This window comes from Synechococcus sp. Nb3U1 (assembly GCF_021533835.1).
Lineage (GTDB): Bacteria > Cyanobacteriota > Cyanobacteriia > Thermostichales > Thermostichaceae > Thermostichus.
Window position 1 is genome coordinate 159,390 of record NZ_JAKFYQ010000003.1, and the last position, 20,732, is coordinate 180,121.

The following is a 20,732-nucleotide window of genomic DNA, read 5'->3' on the forward strand; positions in this document are numbered from 1 at the left end:
GACTGTCAAGGATGTCAGATCCGAATCAAGAGATCAAAGATCTACTTCTGGCTTTAGACAAAAAGCTGGATGGATTCGACCGAAAATTTGAAACTCAGATCACAGAACTCAAAATTGAGATCCGTCTTGTCAAGACCGAGTTACACGCTAAAATCGACCTGACCCGAAATGAGCTGGAGTCTAAAATTGATCTTGCCCAGAGTGGGCTTGAAGGCAAAATTGCTGAGCTGAGCGGCAAGATGGATGGCTACGGAAAACGGCTGGATCAACAGAAATTTATCAGTCGAGGTGCAATTGTCGCTCTTGTGGTGGGAGTGGCCCCTGGTTTTATTAAATATTCTGTTTTTCTCCTCTTGATCTGGGCCTCTTTTCTAGATTCAGCTCTCAATAGCCCTGTTGTCATGTAGATCGGTGGCTCCTGCCCCAGTCTGCTCTAGGCTGGATCCCGGATGTGACTGCGAGTGCTTCATGTTAGACAGGATCCCATCGGCCAGTTTTGACCTCAATCTCTGGCCTCATCTCCTGGCAACTCTGACGGAATCGGAGGTGTTGGATGCGCTGGAATCGGAGGTGATCAAAACCAACCTAGAGCGGTTTCTGCTGGTGCTAACCGTCTCTTTGAGTGTGGCGACCTTGCCACAAGTGTTTCGCTGGGTACGGCAGATTCCCTATACCCTGCTGCTGGTGATCGTGGGTGCGGCCCTGGCGCTGGTGGATGTGCGCTTAGTCAATCTCTCGCCCGAGTTGATTCTGACCATTTTCCTGCCTCCATTGTTGTTTGAGGCGGCCTGGAACCTAAAGTGGGGAGATCTACGCCGGGATCTGTTCCCGATTACCCTGTTCGCGATGGTAGGGGTGATCATCTCGGTGGTCGGTATTGGGCTGGGGTTGGCGCAGTGGGCTGGGATCCCGTTATCGCTGGGGCTGTTGATCGGGGCAAGTCTGTCAGCAACAGATCCGGTTTCGGTGATCGCCCTATTTCGGGAACTGGGGGTGGGGGAGCGCATCAAAACCCTGATGGAAGGGGAGAGCCTCTTCAACGATGGGGTGGCGGTGGTGGCCTTTGGCCTATTGGTCGGGATCCCGTTGGGCATCGAAACCTTTGATCTACAGGTGACGGTGCTGCGGGTCTTTACGGTGGTAGGGATCGGCGTCGGCATGGGGGCGCTGGTGGGGTTTGGCATTTCTTATTTGACCCAACGGTTTGATCTGCCTCTGGTAGAGCAATCCCTCACCTTAATTGCCGCCTATGGTACCTATTTGGTGGTGGAAGAATTGGGGGGATCTGGAGTTATTGGTGTGGTGACAACGGGGTTGATTTTGGGAAATTTCGGATCCCGAATTGGTATGAATCCTCGCACCCGTTTGATCGTCAGTGAGTTCTGGGAGTTCCTTGCTTTTTTTGTCAATTCCATCGTGTTTTTGTTGATTGGCGATCAAATTCAATATAATATTTTAGGAGAAAACCTGATCCCAATCGGAGTAGCCATTGCTGCGATGGTAGGTTCCCGCGCGATCTCTACCTACGGGTTAAGCAATTTTTACAATGTCACGGTCTTATCTGCAAAGGGGCAGACTTTACCTGAAGCAATAGGATCCCATTCTGCTAGAGTGATTGGCTGGAAAGATCAGACGGTGTTGTGGTGGGGAGGGTTGCGCGGATCGGTCTCTATTGCTTTGGCTTTGAGCGTGCCTGAATCATTGCCCGGTCGAGAAGCGATCATCGCCACTGTGTTTGGAGTGGTTCTTTTCACGCTCTTGGTGCAGGGGCTGACGGTGAAACCCCTCTTGGTCAGCTTAGGCCTTTTGGGAGATCAACCCCTCAAACAGGAATATACCGAAAAGTTGGCCCGCCGCGCTGCTCTGCAGCGGGTTTTGGAACACCTGATCCAGATCGATGGGCGAGTAGAAGTGGAGGCGGATTTTTACCAGTACCAAAAGGCTTTAGTGGAAGGCGGGATCCGCGATTTGGAAGAAGAAATCAGCTCTTTACAGAGCCAACATCCGCAACTAAAAAACTTTGCAGCCGAACAACTGCGGGAGGAACTCCTCTCCATCGAAGCCGATACCTATGCCGAATATGTGCGTTCTGGGCAACTGAATCAGGAATTGGCCCCGTTCCTGCAGGAGGTGCTGCGACAAGCCTAAGTGCAGCCGAACCCGTGGGTAAACTACTAGTATTCTCTCCCTCAGTCTTATCGTTCCCATGAGCGAGACCCTTATCCAACTTCAAGAATGTTCTGCTGTCTACTCCGAGCCTGCTATCGCCATCACGGGCCTGACGAAAACCTATCGCACGGGCTTTTGGATGAACAAAGTGGTCAGTTCTCTCAAGGATTTTTCCCTAACGGTGGCCCGCGGGGAAACCTTTGGGCTGTTGGGGCCAAATGGAGCGGGCAAAACCACCACTATCAAATGTCTGCTGGGAATTGTGGATCCCACCCGTGGCAGTGGCACCTTGCTGGGCAAACCCTTGGGGGATCGCTCCATTAAGCAACAGGTGGGGTACCTGCCGGAAAACCCCTATTTTTACGATTACCTAACGGCGTGGGAGTTTCTGCACTTTGCTGGGGAAGTGTTTCGGCTGCCCCACAGCCTGTTGAAAGAGCGGATCCCGCAACTGCTGGAGTTGGTGGGGCTTTCTGTGGATACCGCCCGCAAAAAACAACTGCGCACCTACTCGAAGGGGATGCTACAACGCACCGGCATGGCCCAAGCCCTGATCAACGATCCGGAGCTAGTATTTTTGGATGAGCCGATGTCTGGGCTTGATCCGATGGGCCGCTACCAAATGCGGGAAATCATTTTGTCCCTCAAGCAACAGGGCAAAACGGTCTTTTTCAACAGCCATATTTTGGGAGATGTAGAGGTCATCTGTAACCGAGTTGGCCTGATCATCGGCGGCAAATTGGTACAGCAGGGCACCTTGGATGACTTGCTAGGGCAGACAGAAAGCTATCAGGTGCAAGGGCATGATGGAGATGTCGCTCAATTCCGCGATCGCCTCCAGCATTTTCATCTCCAGGGATGCCATTGGTCGGGGGAATGGGGTGGATCCCTGTCGGAGTTGCTGGGGATCCTCAATCAGGCGGGGGCAGTGGTGACAGATTTACATCTGCAACGACAGTCGTTAGAAGAATACTTTGTGGATCAGGTGCGAGCCATTGAAGGGGATCATCCCCTATCCGCCTAAACTTGCCGGCCATCGGATAGTTGAATTTGCACCCCGGTTCGCAGGGTGGGTTCATCGGAGCCGCTAATTTTCAGCCCAAAGTGGTGAACTTGCAGCAGGGTGCGATCGGGATCTTCGGGGCGAATACAGGCCAGGTTCAGTTGGTGGGCCGCCCGCATTTCATCTTCTCCACAAGCGGCCTGCAATTCCTTTTGCCAGGAGACTTCTATCCCTCGATAAAGCAGTTCTAGGAGCAGCAGAGCCTTGATATAGTCCGGGATCCGTTCCGACTGAGCCATGAGCTGTTCCTGGGTCAGCCGTTTGCTGTCGTTGGTATCGTAGCCCAGTTGCGCCAAAGAGCGATCCAGGTGGATCCCGTGCAGGATCCGGTTCAAACTCCAGGCATAGGTGAGCACTTCTGCGGAAGCCGTTTGGGGATCCTGTGGGTAGGCAACCGGAATGGGTGGGTGGGATAGGCGCAACTGACATAGGGCTCTGACCCACTCGATTTCAGGAGCGTCCACTTCGCCGTAGAGAAGGCCCCAAGATCCCACCTGCACCGACCAGGGAAAAGACAACCAGGGATCCGTTCGCCAGGAAAAGCTGGCCTCAGGTAACCCCACGGTTTCGAGGAGAGCTTTCAGCGCTTCGGGCAGTTGAGGGGATCCCATTGGGTGACCTTGTTGCAGACAGAGATGGCCTTATTCTCCCATCCTCCTTTGCCTCACAGGATGAGCCGCGAGAGTTCGCCAGAATGAAACTTTCCGCCACAGGTCGGCGGGGATCCCTAATCGGCGATGACGGTTCGGTAGTAACCCTCCAACTGCTGGGTGGCTGCCGACCAACTCCAGCGCTCTGCTTCTTGGCGGGCCTGCTGCCGAAATACCTGCCGCTGCCCGGTGCTGCTCAGGAGTTGCTGGGTGGCATGGACAAAATCGCTGTCGGAATTGGGATCGAAGAGAAACCCATTGCGGCCACTGTCCACCACATCGGTAATGCCCCCAGAACGAGGCGCAATCACAGGACAACCCGCCGCCATCGCCTCCAACAAGACCAACCCCAAGGTCTCGGTGCGGGAGGGGAACACGAACAAATCCGCCGACGCAAAGGCTGCCGCCAGGGATCCCCCCTGCAAATAGCCCGTAAACACCACGTCATGCCCGGCAAAATGTTGCTCCAGGGATCCCCGTTCTGGCCCATCCCCGACAATGGCTAGGCGAGCCTGCGGGATCTGCTCCAACAACACCTTGATCCGGCTCACCTCTTTTTCAGCAGAAAGCCGCCCCACATAGAGCAACAGGGGCCGTTCCGGTTGTCCTGCCGTGAGGCGATCCCGCATATCCGAACTGGTTGCCCCGGGATGAAACAACTCCGTATCCACCCCCCGCTGCCACAGTTGCACCCGTTCGATGCCATGCTCGCTCAGCTCCTGCACCATGGCCGTGGAGGTACACAGATTGACCCGCGCCAGATTGTGCCCCAGCTTCAGCAGGTTCCACAACACCCCCTCGAGAAAACCCAGCCCATAGTGCTTCAGGTACTTGGGCAAATGGGTATGGTAGGAGGCCACCAAGGGGATCCCCATTGCTTGGCTATAGTAGAGGCCGCCCAATCCCAATACCGCTGGGTTCACCACATGGATCACATCCGGGCGAAAACGATTGAGCAACTTGCCAATGGCTGGGCCAGGGGCCGCCAGCTTTAATTCCGGGTACAGAGGCAATGGCATCCCCGGGATCCCGTAAACCCGGGCCCGCGCAAACCACCTGGGCGCACCCTGGGGTGCAACCACCAGTACCGAGTTGCCGTGGGCCGTTAAGTGACGAACGGTATGACAAAGCCGAGTGACGATGCCATCTACCTTGGGTAGGAACGTCTCCGTAAACAGAGCTATGCGCATCTAGAGATCCCAGGCTCGACGAAAAGACTCTAGGATGAGTGTTGCACAAAAAGGTAATGCCGTTGCGACTCTAGGCGGCTAGCTCTAAAAAACCATGGGCCAACTTCACTCCACCGGAAAAGAATAGGGGATCGGTTCTTTCAAAAGCTCCGGTTGCGCCCGACCGACGGTATCTGCGGTGGTTTTGCTGATCAACAACAGCGTGGCTGCTAGGGCCAGCCCGATAATGTCTCGCCACATAATGCACTCCTGGACTCCTCACTCCTCATGCCCACTACTGTAGCGGCGGTTTCCTCAATTGGGCAGTGATTTGTGACGGATTTTTGCGTGATGTGAATCACTTCCAGAATTGCGGCTTTGCCCCATGCCAGCTAGTCACGGAAGGTAATCTGCAAACTGGTCATCAACAACACCAAAGAAGACACTGCCATCAAGCCGCCCCAAAACCAGTAGGGCAAGAACAGGTTCTGGGCAATTTGGCTGGAATCGGAGTGGAGCACCTGCCCGTTAATCACGGCGCTGGCGGTAAACAGATAATCTAGCTGACGATAGGTGCTCACACAGGCTTGCACCCCCAAAAATTGAATGACAAAACCCTGCATCCAGGGGGAAGCCCACAGCCCCAGCGCCAAAATCCCCAGCCCCAGGGCGGGAATAAACAGCAACCCAAACCCAGAGCGCACCCAGATCACTGCCGAAAGCAACAACAGGGATCCCAAAAACAACAACCCAAAGCGGGCTGTCCCCTGACGTCGAGAAGCCAGGATGAAAATAGCTCCCGCCATCGGTGGCCCCATTGGCCCGCCAGCGGCTACCAAAGCCCGACCCACTGGCCCCAAAAACAAGCGGCCACTGTGAAAGGCCAGCCCTGATCCATTCGAGTAAATTTCCAGACGATGAAAATCCCCACCGAGCAAGAGGGCCGTCAGGCCATGCCCCATCTCATGGAACCAGGTGGCCAAAATTGTAAACGGGTAGAGGATGTAGTTGCCCCAGGGGAATTGCCAAAGCAGAACTGTCAGGCCTGCAGCAACAACCAACCAAATCAAGCTGTGTTGAGCGGTTTTTTCTGGAGAGGGCGAAGGCAGCTCGGGCTCAGTCATAGAGTGAGGGAGGCTAAAATGCTTGCCGAAAAAGGCTAGGATGCCTTGTCTTCTCAGACTGCAGCAGCAGGTGGAGAGTTCCGCCAGCCTAGAAGAAATAGCCAGTGATAGCATGAAATCAAAAATTTCTACTCTATGCTTTAGAAGCTTGAATGATTAGGCTTTGAAGGATACCGGGATCCATGTGGCGACTGAGCTTTCTGCTAATGGCGATTTTGAGTGGGGTTCTCCTGCCGATTCGCTACCAGTTGGATGGGAAATTGGCTCAAGCAACCGCTTCTGTACCGATGGCGGGGGTGGTATCGACCTGTGTCGGTGCCACAGTCTTGGTGGCGTTGTTGCTCTCGGGTCGTTTTGGTAGCGTGCATTGGGCCGGTTTGCGCTTCAGTCCTTGGTGGAGTTACTTAGGGGGAGTCTCGGGGGGATCCTACGTGCTGCTGGTGACCTATGCGGCTATCCAAGCCGGAACGACCCTGACGATTGGGGTTGGGATTGCCACCCAGATGCTGAGTAGCTTGTTGGTGGATCATTTCGGCTGGCTGGGACTGGAACGGCGGCCCTTGAGTTGGCAGCGGCTGCTGGCCGGGATCCTCTTGGTGGTGGCGGTGGTGTTGCTTCTCAGTTGAGGGATACGCGCAGGTGAACCTGGAAATTTGGCAGGCAGGACTGGCGGCAGGCGTGGGGGGCGTTTTGTTTACCTTGGCCTTTGCCTTCAACAGCCGGTTGCACCGCTCCATTCACAGTCCCCTGGCGGCCTCTGCCATTAGTTTCAGCATTTCTTTTTTGTTTGTCGGATCCCTGGTGGGGTTGTGGGGCGAATGGAACATCTCCTCCCTGGGACAGGCTCCTTGGTGGGCTTTTTGGGGGGGAGCTACGGGCAGTTGTTCGATTATTCTCAGCTTGCTGGCTTTACCTCGAATTGGGTTGGTAGCCTTGGGCATTGCCAGTGTGTTCGGGCAGCTGGGATTCTCGCTGCTGATCGAGCAATTTGGCTTGACCACCCTCGTCAGTGGTGTGCTGGGGGCCAAAGAGGTGCTGGGATTGGTCTTGATCCTGGTGGCTGTGGCGCTGATTCAATCGCAACGGGAAGTCACTCCCCCTGCAGAGAGCAAGGCAGAATCCATACCAGAGGATAAGGTAAGGTGAAAGCGGTGAAAGAACTCAACTAAGGGATCCCTGGATGGCTACCTTCCTGCGAGACTGGAGCTACCGATACCCTTGGCTTTATCGCAGTATCAGCCGTGTGGCTGCGTTGGCGGTGGGAGGCTACGGGCGATTGCGTAGACTGCCTTTACAGGGGATCCACATCCATCCCCAAGATCGGGTATTGGATCTCTGTTGTGGCCCGGCGGAGGTAACCCCAATTTTGGCAGAACTGAGCCAGCAGGTAACCGGGTTGGATGCCTCACCCAAGGCTCTGGCTGCGGCCCGAAAACGCCTGCCTAAAGTTGAGTTTGTGGAAGCCTTGGCCCAGGATATGCCCTTCCCCGATAGCAGGTTTGACTGGGTTCACACTAGCTTGGCCCTGCACGAATTGCCCTTTGCCGACCTTGAACAGGTGCTACGGGAGGTGTGGCGGGTGCTCAAGCCGGGGGGAGGGTTATTGATTTTGGATTTACACGCCCCTGAGCAACCCCTGATCTGGCCGGGGTTGGCCTTGTTTCTGGTGTTTTTTGAAACCGACACCGCCTGGGAGCTACTGAAGCTGGATTTGCCGGAGCATTTGCGGCAGCAGGGTTGGCAGAATGTCTGCCAAATCTTACACGCATGGGGAGCTTTGCAAGTGATTCAGGCACAAAAGCCCTCTGGTTAGTCCTTGTGCAATGGGGTCTTAGCTATTGGTAGGGATCCCTTCCAGGGGAGCTCCTTAACCTTGATGCCAAAAAGGAGTGCCGAGGACAGGTGTACTGGGTTGGGCTAAGTCTTGAGGTTGCATGGCCCCGGCACGGTAAGCTTGGCGGCCGGCATGTACCGCATTGGCAAACGCTCCTGCCATAGCCACCGGATCTCGAGCCAAGGCCACAGCCGTATTCAACAGCACCCCATCAAACCCCCATTCCATCACCTGGCAGGCGTGGGAGGGCAGACCCAGTCCAGCATCGATGATTAGGGGAACTTCGATACGTTCCCGCAGCATACGCAGAGTGTAGGGGTTGAGAGGGCCTTTCCCCGTGCCGATGGGAGCCGCCCAGGGCATGATCACCCGGCAGCCCACATCCAGAAGGCGCTGGCAAAGCACCAAATCATCGGTGCTATAGGGCAAGACCTTGAATCCTCTCCGGATCAGCTCGGCAGCCGCAGTAGGCAGTTGCAGGATATCCGGCTGCAAGGTGTAGTCATCCCCGATCAGCTCCAACTTGATCCAGTCGGTGGCGAAGACCTCACGGGCCATTTCCGCGGTAGTGATGACCTCCTGGAGACTGTGGCAGCCAGCGGTATTGGGCAGTATCGGGATGCCCATCTTCTGCAATAAGACCCAAAATCCTTGCGAAGTGTCCGGCCCTAATGCTCCCTGTCGCCGTAACGAAGCTGTCAGCAAACAAGGGCGGGCACTAGCCACCGCCTGCTCCAAAATGGCCGGAGAGGGATAACGAGCCGTGCCCAGCATTAGGCGGCTTTTCAAAGGTCGATCGTAAAGGATCAAGGGATCCTGATCCTCATCAACTGGGGTCAAGGGGAAGGGATTGAAAAGGATGGACATCTCTCAAGGGGCTTTCAAGGTGGGTCTAACCGCCAGCAGCGGGAGTAATAATTTCCAGCTGGTCGCCTTCTTGTAGAGCAGTTTGGGCGTACTGGGTGCGGGGTACAAAGTTCAGGTTAACGGCCACGGCAAAAGGGTTGCTGACCTCTATTAGAGCTACCGCCTCTGCCAAGGTAATGCCATCTGGCAGCTCACAGGGTTTCTGGTTAATCAAAACACGCATTGGGCAGGTTTCTCGGGAGCGGGTAAGCGACTGTTTGCAGTATCGACCTGAAAACGAATCCCCAACTGCATCGCCAGGGTGCGAGTGCCCTGATGTAAGTATTCTAGAGCAGCATCGTGTAGGGCGGGAGCAATCATAAAACCATGGCGATAGAGGCCATTGATCTGCAGGATCCGGGGTGAGGATTCGACCACCGCCGGTAGATGGTCGGGTAATGTCGGACGGCACTGGCTGCCTAGCTCCAAAATACGAGCTTCTGCAAAAGCCGGATGCACTGCATAGGCGGCACTGAGCAGCTCCAAGGTAGAACGCACACTGATGGGGGAGAGATCATCGGCCTCAATCTCGGTAGCCCCGACTATGAAGAGATGCTCTTGCTTGGGGGCAATGTAGATCGGGTAACGGGGATGTAACAGTCGAGTAGGACGCCTCAGGGTGACATCAGGAGCATACAGGCGTATCACTTCGCCCCGCACACCGCGCAACGGCTCGTCAGCGGCCCATTGACGGCTTGCCCCTAGGCCACGGCAATCCAAAACCCAACCCCCTGTGCGGTACTGCCAAGTTTGGGCTTCCTCCAGACCCAGGGCACAATTCCATTCCACTTCTAGGTTATGGGCCCGCAGCTTGGCCAGTAGGGCTGAGAGTAACTGGCGGTTGTCAAGCTGGCCCTCTTGGGGCAAATACAAGCCCTGGACAAATCGCCCCGCCACTGCCGGTTCCATCTCCGCCAAAGCTTCGGCATCAAGGGGCTGAGGCGTGGGCAAGGAGCTGAGGCGGTTGAGAGCCTCCGCCAACAGGGCCGAAAACCGTTTGGCCTCCCCTTGATCCTGCCGATGCCAAAGGATAAGGGTCCCCTCCTGCTGGAAAAAAACGGGTTGGGGCAGGTGTGCCAGCAGAGATGGCCAGCGGGACAGCGAATAATACCCTTGAGCCACCACGCTGGGCTCTGTCACCGCGGACTCCGCCAGAGGTGCGAGCATCGCGGCGGCCATGTGGGCGGCACTGCTACCTGTGTCGGCACTGGCGGCAGCATCCACGATGCGAACGGGATGCCCTGTTTCCACAAGACTCACAGCCATCAGACGACCCAGTAAGCCAGCGCCCATCACCAGAACAGGTTCGCGTTCGCCGGAAGAGACCGGAGAAATTGGGGTGGACAACAACGGCACAGGAGATTCGGTCGGAATGGCCATGCTTGAGATCATAGCCAGCGGGGGATCCCAGGGTCTACCGGTTGACCAAGGGCGGGATGGGTGCTGAGGCAGGTTGTGAAGTTTGCCCTTGACCGATACTTATGCACAAATCCCATGCCCAACTTGGGGCATCTTTAGGGAGGCCTCTTCTAGATTTTGGAGCTTGATCCTCCATGAACCTGTTCTTTCCCCCATCAGACTGGCTGCTGGGCCAAACTTTGCTGGAGCGCATCTTCACCTGGAGCTTTCTGATCTCCCTGCTGGTGTCGGGCATTCGCTTGGCAGTGCCGGTGTTGCTGGCGGTGTTGGGGGAGGTGATTACCCAACGTTCCGGCGTTCTCAATTTGGGCTTGGAAGGGATCCTGCTGATGGGATCCTTGGCGGGCTTTGCCACCACTTATCACCTGGAACAGGCAGGGGTGATGGGGGCGGCTTGGACAGGATTGGCTGCAGGGATCCTGGCGGGGATGGCCATGGGATCCGTGATGGCAATTTTGGCGGTGCGCCTCAAGGCAGATCAGGTGGTGGCGGGGGTAACGCTGGTGTTGCTGGGGCAGGGGTTGAGCACCTATTTGTTTCGGCAACTGTTGCCCAACAGCAATGTGCGGGTAACGGGGCTTTCCCTCTGGCCCATTCCAGGCTTATCGGGGATCCCTGGGGTGGGCATGGTGTTGTTCAATCATGACCCGATGGTGTACCTGAGTGGGCTGCTGGTACCCACCTGTTGGTTTCTGTTGTTTCGCACCCGCTTTGGTCGCTCGTTGCGGGCGGTGGGGGAAAATCCAGCGGCGGCAGAAACCTCTGGTATCAGCGTCGAGAGAACCCGTTGGATCGCCATTTTGATTGGCTCGGCTCTGGCGGGGTTAGGAGGGGCGGTACTGACGGTGGTACAGTTGCGCCTATTCGCGGAGGGGATCACAGCCGGACGGGGTTGGATCGCAGTGGCGCTGGTGTTTTTTGCCCGTTGGCATCCTTGGCAAGCGCTGCTGGGTTCCTTGTTGTTTGGGGTGGCGGATGCCTTGCAATTTCGCATTCAAGCCCTGGGATCCCAGCAATTTCCCTACGAGTTTTTGTTGATGTTGCCCTATCTGCTCACTTTGGCAGTGTTGTGGCGCAAAGGCAAACAGGTGGAAGCCCCGGCGGCTTTGGGGATCCCCTATCTGCGGGGGCAACGTTAGACGGTTTCAGATGGTTTCTGAAATGGCGGCGGCTCGATCCCTGTCTCTATCCAAGGCCCTGAGTTCTCGAATGGAACGCCCTATTCGCAACACAAGCGTGAGGCCACAACCCGCCACCAAGAACGGGATCCCCCCATGCCACACGGCAAGGCCAAACTGAGCCAAGAGACAGCCCAAGCCAATCCAGGCCAAGCGATCCGTTTGCCCACAGGGACCCACCGATTGCACGCTGCCACCAGCCACCAAGCCCAACAGCCCAAACATCTGTACCCAACTGGTTAAGAGCAATAACGCCAACATCCAGGTGGGATCCCCGTGGGGCCACAGAGCCAAGATGATCAACAGATCTGTAAATTCTCCTGGCAAGCGGTTCAGGTAAGCACCAAGCTTCGAGGTTTTGCCAAACTCCTCTGCCACCAATCCATCCAGAGTGTTGATCACCATGCGCCCTAGAATACACAGCAGCGCCCCCATCCACCACCCCTGCCAAAGGCAGTAGGCAGCCCCCAACCCTGGCCCAAACGCCAGCACTGACAAAGCATTGGGGGAGAGATTCTGCAATCCCGGCATCCGGCGCAACAGCCGCCGCAACAGGTACTTAGTTTGGTAAAGGCCAAGATCAGGCTTGACGGAGGGGGAGGTCATGGGAGTTCTCCACTGAGGAAAGGGTTGAAGGTAAAACAGAATCCGCTTGGATTAGGCCAATTCTTGCTGCAGCCGCGCCAACAGAGGCTCCACATCCATGCCCGCATAGGCTTCAAAAAAATGGATCTGCAGGGATCCCCCAGGTCGCCAAAAACGTCGCCCTACCGGCCAAGCCCGCTCCGTACCTTCTAAGCGCACCGGCACGATTCGCCAGCCGGTTCGTACCAGCAACTTCAGCAACCCCACCTGTACTTCAGTGCGCTTGCGACTGCCACTGGGGTAGAAGAGAATCCAATTCTTTTGGGGGGCCTGGAGCCGTTCGTACCAGGAGCGCAGGGAGGTTTTCTGTTCTCGGTCGAACGCTACCGCCTGACACAACAAGGAAGCCGCCAAAGCTCGATCCAAACGGTTAAAAAAGTAGTCTTGCGCCGCCAGCACCACCACCCGCTGCCGTTCACGGCCAGGCAAAGCTGCCAAGAGAGTCAACGTATCCAGGTGAGAGCGATGATTGGCCACCAACGCCACCCGATCCCCGGTGGGGATCCGCCCCGTCACCTGTAGCCGATAGTTGAGGCGCAACAAGAGTACCCCCAACCAGCGGCCCAACCAGCGGCAATTTTCCCAGGTGATATCGGGCACTCTCGGATACCGCCCCAACCGCTTTACCAGGGGCTCCCCTACATCCGGCAGAGGGGAATATTGAAATTTCATGGCCGCCTCCACTGTGTCGAGAGGATCCCTAAAGACCAGAGTCTTTCTGGGATCCCTACCGCTATTGCTATCACGCCGAGCCGGAAACAACCTGTGAGCGGAGGACAGTCGCCAAACTGGTCAGGGGGTGTAGATTATCGTTTTTGTTGCCGGAGCTTGCGCAATTCTTCTTCCACCTCCAGTTGATGAAATTGTTTTTCCAAATCATCCCAGGTATCGTTGGACTTCCCCCAGTTGCCAAAACCAAAATCCTGGCTGTTGGAACTTTGGGCTTGGGTGGCTTTCACCTCTTGTAGCTTGGTCTTCACCTCTTGGCGACGCTGTCGAATTTGCGGCAGCAATGCCTCCATTTGTTGGATTTTCTCTTTCAGGGTTTTCATCTGGTTCCACAACTGGCTGCCTTTTTGCAGCAGTTCTGCCTCTCGCCTTTGGGCTCCTTGGGCCAGATCCGGACGATTGGCCCGTTGGGCTTTTTCAATGCGGAAGTGCCAGGTTTTAATTTCTTCTCCCAGGTTGAGAATGCTCTTTTGCAGAGCTTGTTCTTGGGCGTGGCTCTCTTGTAGCAGTCGCAGAGTATCGGACTCCTGCTGACGAAGCTGCTCTTCTAAGGCTTGTAGCTCGATTTCGGGGTGGGCCCTGAGAAATTCCTCCAAACGGGTTTCCAAAAATCGGATTAGATCGTCGAATAGTCCCATTGGCGGATCCCTTTGCCCCTGCCCTCAGTTGCGTTCAGGGTAGCCTAAGCTGGCTCCTTCCAGATAGATCTACCCCATAGATCTATCCCGATTCGAACAAACTTTATTGGGGATCCCTGTACCCCTCTCAACCCAACAAACGCCCATCTCCAACCCGAATAATGCGCTGGGCGGCCTGGGCCACTTCAATGCCGTGGGTGACCATGGCGATCGTCATCCCCTGCCGGTGCAGGTCGGCGAAAATGTTCAGCACCTCTTGGCTGGTATGGCTATCCAGAGCACCCGTCGGTTCATCCGCCAGAAGTAGGCGCGGGTGATTCACAATGGCGCGAGCGATAGCCACCCGCTGCTGTTGACCCCCGGAGAGTTGGGCCGGACGCTGATGCAGTTTGCTCCCTAACCCCACCTGTTCTAGAGCTTGCGTGGCCCGCTGCCGTTGCTCTGGTTCTGGGATGCCGCTATAAGCCAGGGGCAGCATTACATTTTCCAGGGCAGTTAAGACGGGGAGCAGATGAAACTGCTGAAAGACAAAGCCAATTTTTTGATTGCGAATTTGCGCCAGCTCCTGATCCGACAGGGTAGATACCTCCACCCCATCCAGCCAGTAGCGGCCAGAACTGGGCTGATCCAAACAACCGATCAGGTTCATCAGGGTGGATTTGCCCGAGCCCGATGGCCCCATAATGGCGCAATATTCCCCAGGCTCGATCACCAAGTCGATATCGTAAAGGGCTTGGAAACTGCCCTCTGGCAGCAGATAGATCTTATTCACCCCGACCATCTGCACAACGGGGGAGCGGATTTCACGGCGGGCGGGGGCGGAGAGTTCGGTGAGGCGCTCTAGGGATCCCACAGATCCAGCTCGACCGTTTGCGAAGTGTTCTTGCTCAAACATGGTTGCCTTCGCTGTTTGGCCCATTCTAGCGTTGGGGTTATTTCCCGCCGCTGCGCTTTTGTTCCGGAAGCAGCTAACCGGAAGAGTAGATCTCCTCAGGCTGATGGTAGGGACAGGTTCCCTGGGGATCCACCCTTAAGCGGTAGAGAGGAGAGCGTTCTTGATCGCAGCGAAAGGCTGGGGTTTGGGAGGTCAAGATCTGGCGGGCAAAGCGGCAACTCTGGCATTTCATGCCACTTTTTGCAGAGCTTTTTGCAGAGATAGAAGAGCCGGCTGGGCGCGGCACGGATGTTCCTCCTGGGGGGGATGGGGTCTCTGCCGGACGAATCAATTCCCGGGGCGAAAGACCGCGTAGCACCAGTTCGGATCCCTGCCAACGGGCTTCCACTAAGCCGGTATCGGCCCAGGCCAGCCAACGGGGATCCTCGAGCAGCTGGGCGGGCAAACGCACCTGCACCCCGGCAATCGAGCGAGCAGCGGTGTGATCCTGCCACACTTCTTCCACCTCCCCTTCGTAACGCACCGCCGGATCCCCGATCTCAGCAGAAGTGCTGCTCTTGAGATTAGCCAGATCAGCTCCCTTGAGCGGGGTTTGCAGGCGTCCATCCGGAAACTCCAGCCCATGTCCAGGCTGCGGGCAATGGACATGGTAGCGGTTGCACAGCTCCGGTAGATCCGCCAAATCCTGGGCCTGCTTAGGGCTGCCGTGGATCAGGACCAAATGTTGCGGTCGAAAGGTATGAATGATCTGGGTGAGGTGCCCGACATCGTTGTGGCTGTGCCAGGTCATGGATTCCACTTGGATGCGGGAACGCAACAAAGCGGGCCAACGCTCAAACGGGGTGGCCAGTTCCACCTCCGGCAGTTGCACCAGCAAACAGGAGCGCTGCGGTTGCGCCAACAGTCTCGACCAGATCGGCTCCCAAGACTCTGGCCCAGCATCGGCATCGCACAGCAACAAGCCCTGCGGCAGAGGATCCGCCTCCGTCAGGGGCTGTACCTGAGGTTGCAGGCGCAATTCCCAAAACAAAGGCTGGTAGGTGGCAAAATTTTGCACCGGCTCCGGCATCTGGGGGAGCAACCGTTCGTAGAGATCACAGCCTGCGGCCAACCCTGGAGCCACCCACACCATCAGCTCCTTCGGGGATTGGGTAAAGCGGTGATGGGCCTTCAACAGAAAGATCAGCTCCTGCCCTAACCCCAACACAGGCAGAGGAAGTAACACCGTTTGCCCCGCTTCCAGAGCACTGAGCAGCCGCTCCACCAAACGATTTTCCAGGTGGCGACGGGCGGGATGCCGGGTGGCCCCTAGCGAGGCTTCCATCAGCAGCAGATCCGGCTGCCAATGGCGCAATGCCGTCAAATCGAAGCCAGGGGCAAAACGGGTGGAAGCCAACGAACAGTCGCCGCTATAAACACAGGTTTGGGCGGGGGTAGTTTGGGTATTTTGCAACAGCGTCGCTGCTGCCCCCGGCAGGTGTCCTGCGGAAAAAAAAGTGAGCATCAGATGGGGCAAAATTTCCCGCGCCTGGCCGAGGGGCAGAGCTCGAAAGGGGGGGAAACGCACTTCGCGGTCATAACCGAGCCATATCCCACGCTCCCACAGCCCCGTGGCCAAATGGGCCGTAACTGGAGTGGCATAAAGGGGTACTTGCGGGTAGCGACGATGAAAGACAGGCAGACCCTGCAAATGGTCAAAATGGGCATGGCTACAGATGACAGCATCCGGGATCCCTGGCAAGGCTTTCAGGAGAACCGAGCCGGGCAACCCGCAATCTAGTAACACACGATGGGATCCCAGCTCTAACCAATAGGCACAACCCTGCTGGTGGGGATCCGTACCCAGCGGGATCAGTCGAAGGGGGGGGCGTTCTGGCTCCACAGTTGTGTTGTTCTTAATCTACGAGACCACACTCAAACCCAGCAAGCGATGCCAGGAATTCTGGCTAGGGATCCCCTTCGGTACCAACAGGTGTGTCGCCCTCAAGAGTCGATCTACCCATACTTCAGCATAGCTTTTGCTACCCGACCGTTTCCATGACGACAATACAGCCCTTTCATCTCGCACAGGGTACATCTCGCTACGCACCATCACCTGATTACTCTCTGTCCAGGGCACAAGCATTGGAGTAAGCAACCCGCGTAAGCTGTCGTGCAGGATTGCAGCAGCCAAGTTGTGAAGATTTTTGGAAGATTACGAGATCTGCTTCTGATGGGGGAACTTGCAGGGATCCCTGTAGTCGTGAGTAGTTTAGACTGTTTCACCTGTTCTTTCAGAGACGCGGTATGACCTTATTGAAACGACGGAAAACCTTGCTTGGCCTAGCCCTAGGTTCTGTAGCGGCGGCTGGGGTATGGTTGGAGCCCAGTTGGGTACAGGCTCAAGCCCGTGAAACCCTCACCATGGGCACCTCCCCCGACTACCCTCCCTATGAGTACTACGACACCTCCAGCGGCCAAGAGCAGATTGTGGGTTTTGATATCGATATTGCCAACTACATTGCCGAAGAACTGGGTTTTAACCTGCGGGTTGTGGGTATGGATTTCAGCGGCCTCATCCCTGCTTTACAAGCCAATCGGGTCGATTTTGTTATGGCGGGGATGACCCCCACCGAAGAACGCAAACAAAACGTCGATTTCTCGGATGTCTATTTCGTGGCCCAAAACACGATCATCGCCAGGGCCGGCAGCAACCTTGCCACCCCTGCCGATCTGGCCGGCAAGCGAGTTGGAGTGCAGTTGGGCACCATTCAAGAGGAAGAAGCCAAAGGGTATGCGGAAGCGGATCCCAGCATCGATGTGCGCTCTCTGAATAAAATTGGCGAAATTATTCAGGAGATCAAAGCGGGCCGTTTGGATGCCGCCATCATCGAAGATACGGTAGCGGCTGGGTTTGCCGCTTCTAACCCTGATTTGGAGTTCAATGTCATTCCAGAAGCGGATCCGGATGCCCCGCGGGGTTCGGCCATTGCCTTTCCAAAGGGATCCCCTCGCGTGGCCGACTTCAACCGCGTTTTGGCGGGGATGGAAGCCAGCGGCAAAATGGATGAACTAATCCTGAAATGGTTTGGGGAAGATTCTCCGGCGTTGGCAGCCGAGTAGGGAGCTGCCAGATCAAAACGCTCTTCCGGTTTCATCAGAACGGAGAGAGGTTTGGCCAAAAGTAGCAATCAACACGGTAATCTTTAGGGACTTCCTTAGGATGATGCGGGGCTGTTTTGCCTTTGTCCTGGGGAGTCCCTTTGGATGTTTAGGGGCGAGTCGGTTGAGGAAAAAGAGGGGTAAGACTGTGTGGGAAGCTACTTTTCCAGGTTCTGAGGTTTGAGATGAATCTCGATTTTTCTCAAATCCAGGGGGATATCCCGTTTATCGTGGCCGGGATCCGTGTCACCCTGCAATTTACGCTTTTGTCGGTGATCTTCGGCTTTGCTTGGGGGACGGTTCTCTCTCTGTTCAAGATCTCCAACATCCCCCCTCTGCGTTGGTTTGCGGTGGCCTATACCTCGGTTTTTCGCGGTACACCCCTGATTTTGCAGCTCACCTTGATTTACTTTGCTACGCCGCAACTGCTTAACTACGACATTTCTCCCCTGCAAGCTGGGGTGCTCACCTTCAGCCTCAACTCCGGCGCTTACACCTCCGAAACCATTCGCGGCGGCATTTTGGCTGTAGACAGGGGGCAATGGGATGCGGCGGCCTCGCTGGGTGTGCCCTACCGCCAGATGATGTTGGATCTGATTTTTCCACAAGCCCTGAAAAACATTCTTCCGGCCCTCGTGAATGAAAGTATTGCGCTGCTCAAAGATTCGGCCTTGGTTTCGGTGATCAGCGTCACGGATGTGATGCGGCGGGCGCAAATCGTGGCAGCAGGCAAGTTTCTTTATTTTGAACCTTTGATTGTGGCTGGGATCATCTACTATCTGCTGGTGATCAGCCTGACCTGGGTTGCCCAACAGTTTGAACGGAGGTTACGGGCCAGTGATTAAAGTTCAGGATCTCCACAAAAAATTTGGTGCTTTGCACGTGCTCAAGGGCATTAGCACCGAAATTCCCTTGGGATCCGTAGTGGCGATCATCGGCCCTTCAGGTTGCGGAAAATCTACCTTTTTGCGCTGTATCAATCGGTTAGAAGTGCCTACCTCCGGCCACATTACCATTAATGGTACCGATATCACGGATCCCAGTACCGACATCCTCAAGGTGCGGCAGCGGGTGGGCATGGTTTTCCAGCACTTCAACATCTTTCCCCACATGACGGTGTTGCAAAACCTTATCTATGCCCCCCTGAAGGTGAAGAAAGTTCCCAAGGATCAAGCCCTAGCCAAAGCACATGAATTGCTGGATCGAGTGGGCCTCTCGGACAAAGCCGATGTCTATCCTTCCCGGCTCTCAGGGGGACAAAAGCAACGGGTGGCGATTGCCCGCTCCCTGGCTATGGAACCGCAAGTGATGCTCTTCGATGAACCTACGTCAGCTTTGGATCCGGAGATGGTACGGGAGGTATTGGATGTGATGAAATCCTTGGCTCAGTCTCACATGACGATGGCCATCGTCACCCATGAGATGGGGTTTGCCCGTGAGGTGGCGGATCGCATTTGTTTCTTCGACAGTGGCCTTTTGGTGGAAGATGCCCCCCCGGCAGAGTTCTTCAGCAACCCCCAGAGCGAACGGGCCAAGCAGTTCCTGGAAAAAATGCTCTAAGTGAAACTGTTCTGGGTATAACTGTTCTGGAGTGCTAATCCTCTGTCAAGCTCGAGACCGGGTCTGCAACCTCTTCAGGGGGGGTGGCCGCTCTTCTGCGGGAGAATTGCAACCTAGCAAAATCGTGATCGTCGGGGCGCACCGTCAGGATCAACAGGTTGTAAACCGCCCAAAGCAAGCCAAGTACAAACCCAGCCCAAGCGGGATCCCAAGAGCCCAAAAGACGAACGGATCCCACCCCGATGGCCAAGAGGGTGAGCAGAATGGCCAAGGCTTGCGGCCCTAACGACAATTGTGACGGCTTTTCTGGATCGGGGATCACCCCTTGCAGCGATTGCACCAGAGCCTGAATGGACTGAAAAAACTGGCTGCCCGTCTGTCGTTCCGACTGCCAAGCGGCTCTCCAAAGAGAGGGAGGGAAAGCAAGGAACCAACTGAAACGACCCAGTAACACATAGGGTAAGAACCACGCGAAGAATTCTCCGTCAAATGCAGGTACAGGTGTCCAGCCTGTCCACAGATAAGCTATCGGCACCGCCAGATAGGCGATCTCCGCCACCCCGCCCGCGCCCCAGAGGGTCAGCCATAGGTATTGAAACTGCTGCTGCTGGCTGGTTTGCCCTCTCCAAAAGGGGTTTTCCTTGAGGGCAGAAAACAAAGCCAAGAGAGCAATGCGTCGATTGCGCAGGGGTAGTAGAGCTCCTGTCACCTGGGTTTCTCTCACCAAATGGGATACCCACCCCTGCCGATGAAGCTGACACCCCAATCGCACCGGTTTGCAAGAGTCTAGGTCGGGGATCCCTTCCAGGGCTTGCCGCCGTATTAAGCAGCCGGATCCCAACAATGGTGCTGCCTGGTAACCTCGGGATCCCACTGCCAAAACCTGCTGCAACGGGTGAACAGCCCTTGGCTGGCCGAGGGTGCGCAGCATCACCTGTACAAAGCCCGTGCGGTTGGCGATGGGAGCACGCTCCGGTGAGTCGTAAAAGAGAGGCAAGGCTTGAAACAGCAAGCTTGGATCGGGAAACTGGCCCGGATCCAAGAGCAGAAAATAGTCTCCTTTTACCCGCCCCAACTGCAGAACGTAGGCCAAGGGATCCACCGCTGGATTTGGACAAGCCCAATACTCGCAGGGAACAGCCCGAGCTACCTTGGCCATCGCCTCATCTTCGGCCAGATCGACCACGTGAACGAACAGCCGATCCCACGGGTAATTCAGGCGCAGAGCTGCCAGTGCCGTTTGTCGAGTTGCCTCCACAGAATCCCAGCGGCGCATCACCAGCACATCCACCCGCGGCATCTGGAAGAATGCTTGTTGAAACACCTCTGGCACAGGCAGATGACTTAACTGATGGAGAAAGCGACTCAAGAAAAAAGCAACAGCCGCTAACCAGACGAACAGCTCCGCACACCAAAAGAGAAAGGATCCGAAACCCGTCAATCCTGCCGTTAGCCGCCAAAAGAGATACATCACCCCAGCAATGAGGTGAAGCAGACCTACAGAACGAAACAGATGCACCCGCATCGGCCCCAAATCTCGCACAATCCTGTTGTACTGACCTGCTTGACCTGTAGAGATTCCCACTCCCACTTTTTTGGTTCAGCACTGGGG

23 protein-coding genes are annotated in these 20,732 nt (G+C 55.9%); 10 read left to right on the forward strand and 13 right to left on the reverse strand.

The genetic code is table 11. The annotated features are described in order from the left end of the window. Positions 1-11 precede the first annotated feature (11 nt). The 3 genes from L1047_RS15115 to L1047_RS15125 all read left to right on the forward strand — a co-directional run bounded on the left by L1047_RS15115 (position 12) and on the right by L1047_RS15125 (position 3,193). Positions 12-407: a hypothetical protein gene (locus tag L1047_RS15115; RefSeq protein ID WP_235279830.1), complete on the forward strand. Its 396-nt coding sequence runs from the start codon at positions 12-14 to the stop codon at positions 405-407. Positions 408-468: 61 nt separating this feature from the next. Next, on the forward strand, positions 469-2,148 hold the full coding sequence (locus tag L1047_RS15120; protein ID WP_235279831.1) for a Na+/H+ antiporter: 1,680 nt from the start codon (positions 469-471) through the stop codon (positions 2,146-2,148). Between the two features lie 58 nt (positions 2,149-2,206). Continuing rightward, entirely contained in the window at positions 2,207-3,193 is a 987-nt protein-coding gene (locus L1047_RS15125) for an ABC transporter ATP-binding protein (RefSeq protein WP_235279832.1), read from the forward strand. Here L1047_RS15125 and L1047_RS15130 read toward each other — a convergent pair. The 4 genes from L1047_RS15130 to L1047_RS15140 all read right to left on the reverse strand — a co-directional run bounded on the left by L1047_RS15130 (position 3,190) and on the right by L1047_RS15140 (position 6,175). Then, positions 3,190-3,843, reverse strand: coding sequence for a hypothetical protein (locus L1047_RS15130; RefSeq protein ID WP_235279833.1), 654 nt, complete (start codon positions 3,841-3,843; stop codon positions 3,190-3,192). The two genes, L1047_RS15125 and L1047_RS15130, sit on opposite strands and share 4 nt — an antisense overlap. A 116-nt stretch (positions 3,844-3,959) precedes the next feature. Then, positions 3,960-5,072 (reverse strand): glycosyltransferase family 4 protein, encoded by a 1,113-nt coding sequence (locus L1047_RS15135; RefSeq protein ID WP_235279834.1) that lies wholly within the window; start codon positions 5,070-5,072, stop codon positions 3,960-3,962. A 105-nt stretch (positions 5,073-5,177) separates the two neighbouring features. Further along, positions 5,178-5,312 (reverse strand): hypothetical protein, encoded by a 135-nt coding sequence (locus L1047_RS16595; protein WP_268836719.1) that lies wholly within the window; start codon positions 5,310-5,312, stop codon positions 5,178-5,180. Positions 5,313-5,443: 131 nt separating this feature from the next. Next, positions 5,444-6,175: a M50 family metallopeptidase gene (locus L1047_RS15140; protein ID WP_235279835.1), complete on the reverse strand. Its 732-nt coding sequence runs from the start codon at positions 6,173-6,175 to the stop codon at positions 5,444-5,446. A gap of 182 nt (positions 6,176-6,357) precedes the next feature. Here L1047_RS15140 and L1047_RS15145 point away from each other — a divergent pair, with 182 nt between their 5' ends. Genes L1047_RS15145 through L1047_RS15155 form a run of 3 tightly spaced genes read left to right on the forward strand, consistent with a single transcriptional unit; the run spans position 6,358 to position 7,988 of the window. Beyond that, on the forward strand, positions 6,358-6,801 hold the full coding sequence (locus L1047_RS15145) for a DMT family transporter (RefSeq protein ID WP_235279836.1): 444 nt from the start codon (positions 6,358-6,360) through the stop codon (positions 6,799-6,801). A gap of 13 nt (positions 6,802-6,814) precedes the next feature. Continuing rightward, entirely contained in the window at positions 6,815-7,321 is a 507-nt protein-coding gene (locus L1047_RS15150) for a DMT family transporter (protein WP_235279837.1), read from the forward strand. 34 nt (positions 7,322-7,355) lie between these two features. Beyond that, positions 7,356-7,988, forward strand: coding sequence for a class I SAM-dependent methyltransferase (locus L1047_RS15155; RefSeq protein ID WP_235279838.1), 633 nt, complete (start codon positions 7,356-7,358; stop codon positions 7,986-7,988). Positions 7,989-8,042: 54 nt separating this feature from the next. Here L1047_RS15155 and L1047_RS15160 read toward each other — a convergent pair whose 3' ends face one another. Genes L1047_RS15160 through L1047_RS15170 form a run of 3 tightly spaced genes read right to left on the reverse strand, consistent with a single transcriptional unit; the run spans position 8,043 to position 10,295 of the window. Further along, positions 8,043-8,876, reverse strand: coding sequence for a thiazole synthase (locus tag L1047_RS15160; protein WP_235279839.1), 834 nt, complete (start codon positions 8,874-8,876; stop codon positions 8,043-8,045). Between the two features lie 25 nt (positions 8,877-8,901). Further along, positions 8,902-9,099 (reverse strand): sulfur carrier protein ThiS, encoded by a 198-nt coding sequence (gene thiS / locus L1047_RS15165; RefSeq protein ID WP_235279840.1) that lies wholly within the window; start codon positions 9,097-9,099, stop codon positions 8,902-8,904. Further along, complete coding sequence (locus tag L1047_RS15170; protein WP_235279841.1) at positions 9,087-10,295, reverse strand: FAD-dependent oxidoreductase; 1,209 nt, start codon at positions 10,293-10,295, stop codon at positions 9,087-9,089. Before L1047_RS15170 ends, thiS begins: the two co-directional genes overlap by 13 nt. A gap of 173 nt (positions 10,296-10,468) precedes the next feature. Between L1047_RS15170 and L1047_RS15175 the strand changes: the two genes are divergently transcribed. Continuing rightward, complete coding sequence (locus L1047_RS15175) at positions 10,469-11,473, forward strand: ABC transporter permease (RefSeq protein ID WP_235279842.1); 1,005 nt, start codon at positions 10,469-10,471, stop codon at positions 11,471-11,473. Positions 11,474-11,479: 6 nt separating this feature from the next. On the opposite strand, the gene L1047_RS15180 is transcribed toward L1047_RS15175, so the two are convergent. The 5 genes from L1047_RS15180 to L1047_RS15200 all read right to left on the reverse strand — a co-directional run bounded on the left by L1047_RS15180 (position 11,480) and on the right by L1047_RS15200 (position 16,301). Continuing rightward, a complete protein-coding gene (locus L1047_RS15180) occupies positions 11,480-12,118 on the reverse strand; it encodes a CDP-alcohol phosphatidyltransferase family protein (RefSeq protein ID WP_235279843.1) in 639 nt (212 codons plus the stop codon). A 51-nt stretch (positions 12,119-12,169) separates the two neighbouring features. Beyond that, complete coding sequence (locus L1047_RS15185) at positions 12,170-12,829, reverse strand: lysophospholipid acyltransferase family protein (RefSeq protein WP_235279844.1); 660 nt, start codon at positions 12,827-12,829, stop codon at positions 12,170-12,172. A gap of 134 nt (positions 12,830-12,963) precedes the next feature. Next, a complete protein-coding gene (locus L1047_RS15190; RefSeq protein WP_235279845.1) occupies positions 12,964-13,524 on the reverse strand; it encodes a TIGR04376 family protein in 561 nt (186 codons plus the stop codon). Between the two features lie 127 nt (positions 13,525-13,651). Continuing rightward, positions 13,652-14,419, reverse strand: a complete 768-nt coding sequence (locus L1047_RS15195) for an ABC transporter ATP-binding protein (RefSeq protein WP_328286086.1) — start codon at positions 14,417-14,419, stop codon at positions 13,652-13,654. A 73-nt stretch (positions 14,420-14,492) separates the two neighbouring features. Continuing rightward, on the reverse strand, positions 14,493-16,301 hold the full coding sequence (locus L1047_RS15200) for an MBL fold metallo-hydrolase (protein ID WP_235279846.1): 1,809 nt from the start codon (positions 16,299-16,301) through the stop codon (positions 14,493-14,495). Positions 16,302-16,705: 404 nt separating this feature from the next. Here L1047_RS15200 and L1047_RS15205 point away from each other — a divergent pair, with 404 nt between their 5' ends. The 3 genes from L1047_RS15205 (at position 16,706) to L1047_RS15215 (ending at position 19,120) form a co-directional block, all read left to right on the forward strand. Then, complete coding sequence (locus L1047_RS15205; RefSeq protein ID WP_235279847.1) at positions 16,706-17,521, forward strand: transporter substrate-binding domain-containing protein; 816 nt, start codon at positions 16,706-16,708, stop codon at positions 17,519-17,521. A 224-nt stretch (positions 17,522-17,745) separates the two neighbouring features. After that, positions 17,746-18,405, forward strand: coding sequence for an amino acid ABC transporter permease (locus L1047_RS15210; protein WP_235279848.1), 660 nt, complete (start codon positions 17,746-17,748; stop codon positions 18,403-18,405). Continuing rightward, positions 18,398-19,120 (forward strand): amino acid ABC transporter ATP-binding protein, encoded by a 723-nt coding sequence (locus tag L1047_RS15215; RefSeq protein WP_235279849.1) that lies wholly within the window; start codon positions 18,398-18,400, stop codon positions 19,118-19,120. The genes L1047_RS15210 and L1047_RS15215 overlap by 8 nt, the downstream gene beginning before the upstream one ends. 34 nt (positions 19,121-19,154) lie before the next feature. Here L1047_RS15215 and L1047_RS15220 read toward each other — a convergent pair whose 3' ends face one another. Then, a complete protein-coding gene (locus L1047_RS15220; RefSeq protein ID WP_235279850.1) occupies positions 19,155-20,705 on the reverse strand; it encodes a glycosyltransferase family 2 protein in 1,551 nt (516 codons plus the stop codon). Between the last annotated feature and the right edge of the window lie 27 nt (positions 20,706-20,732).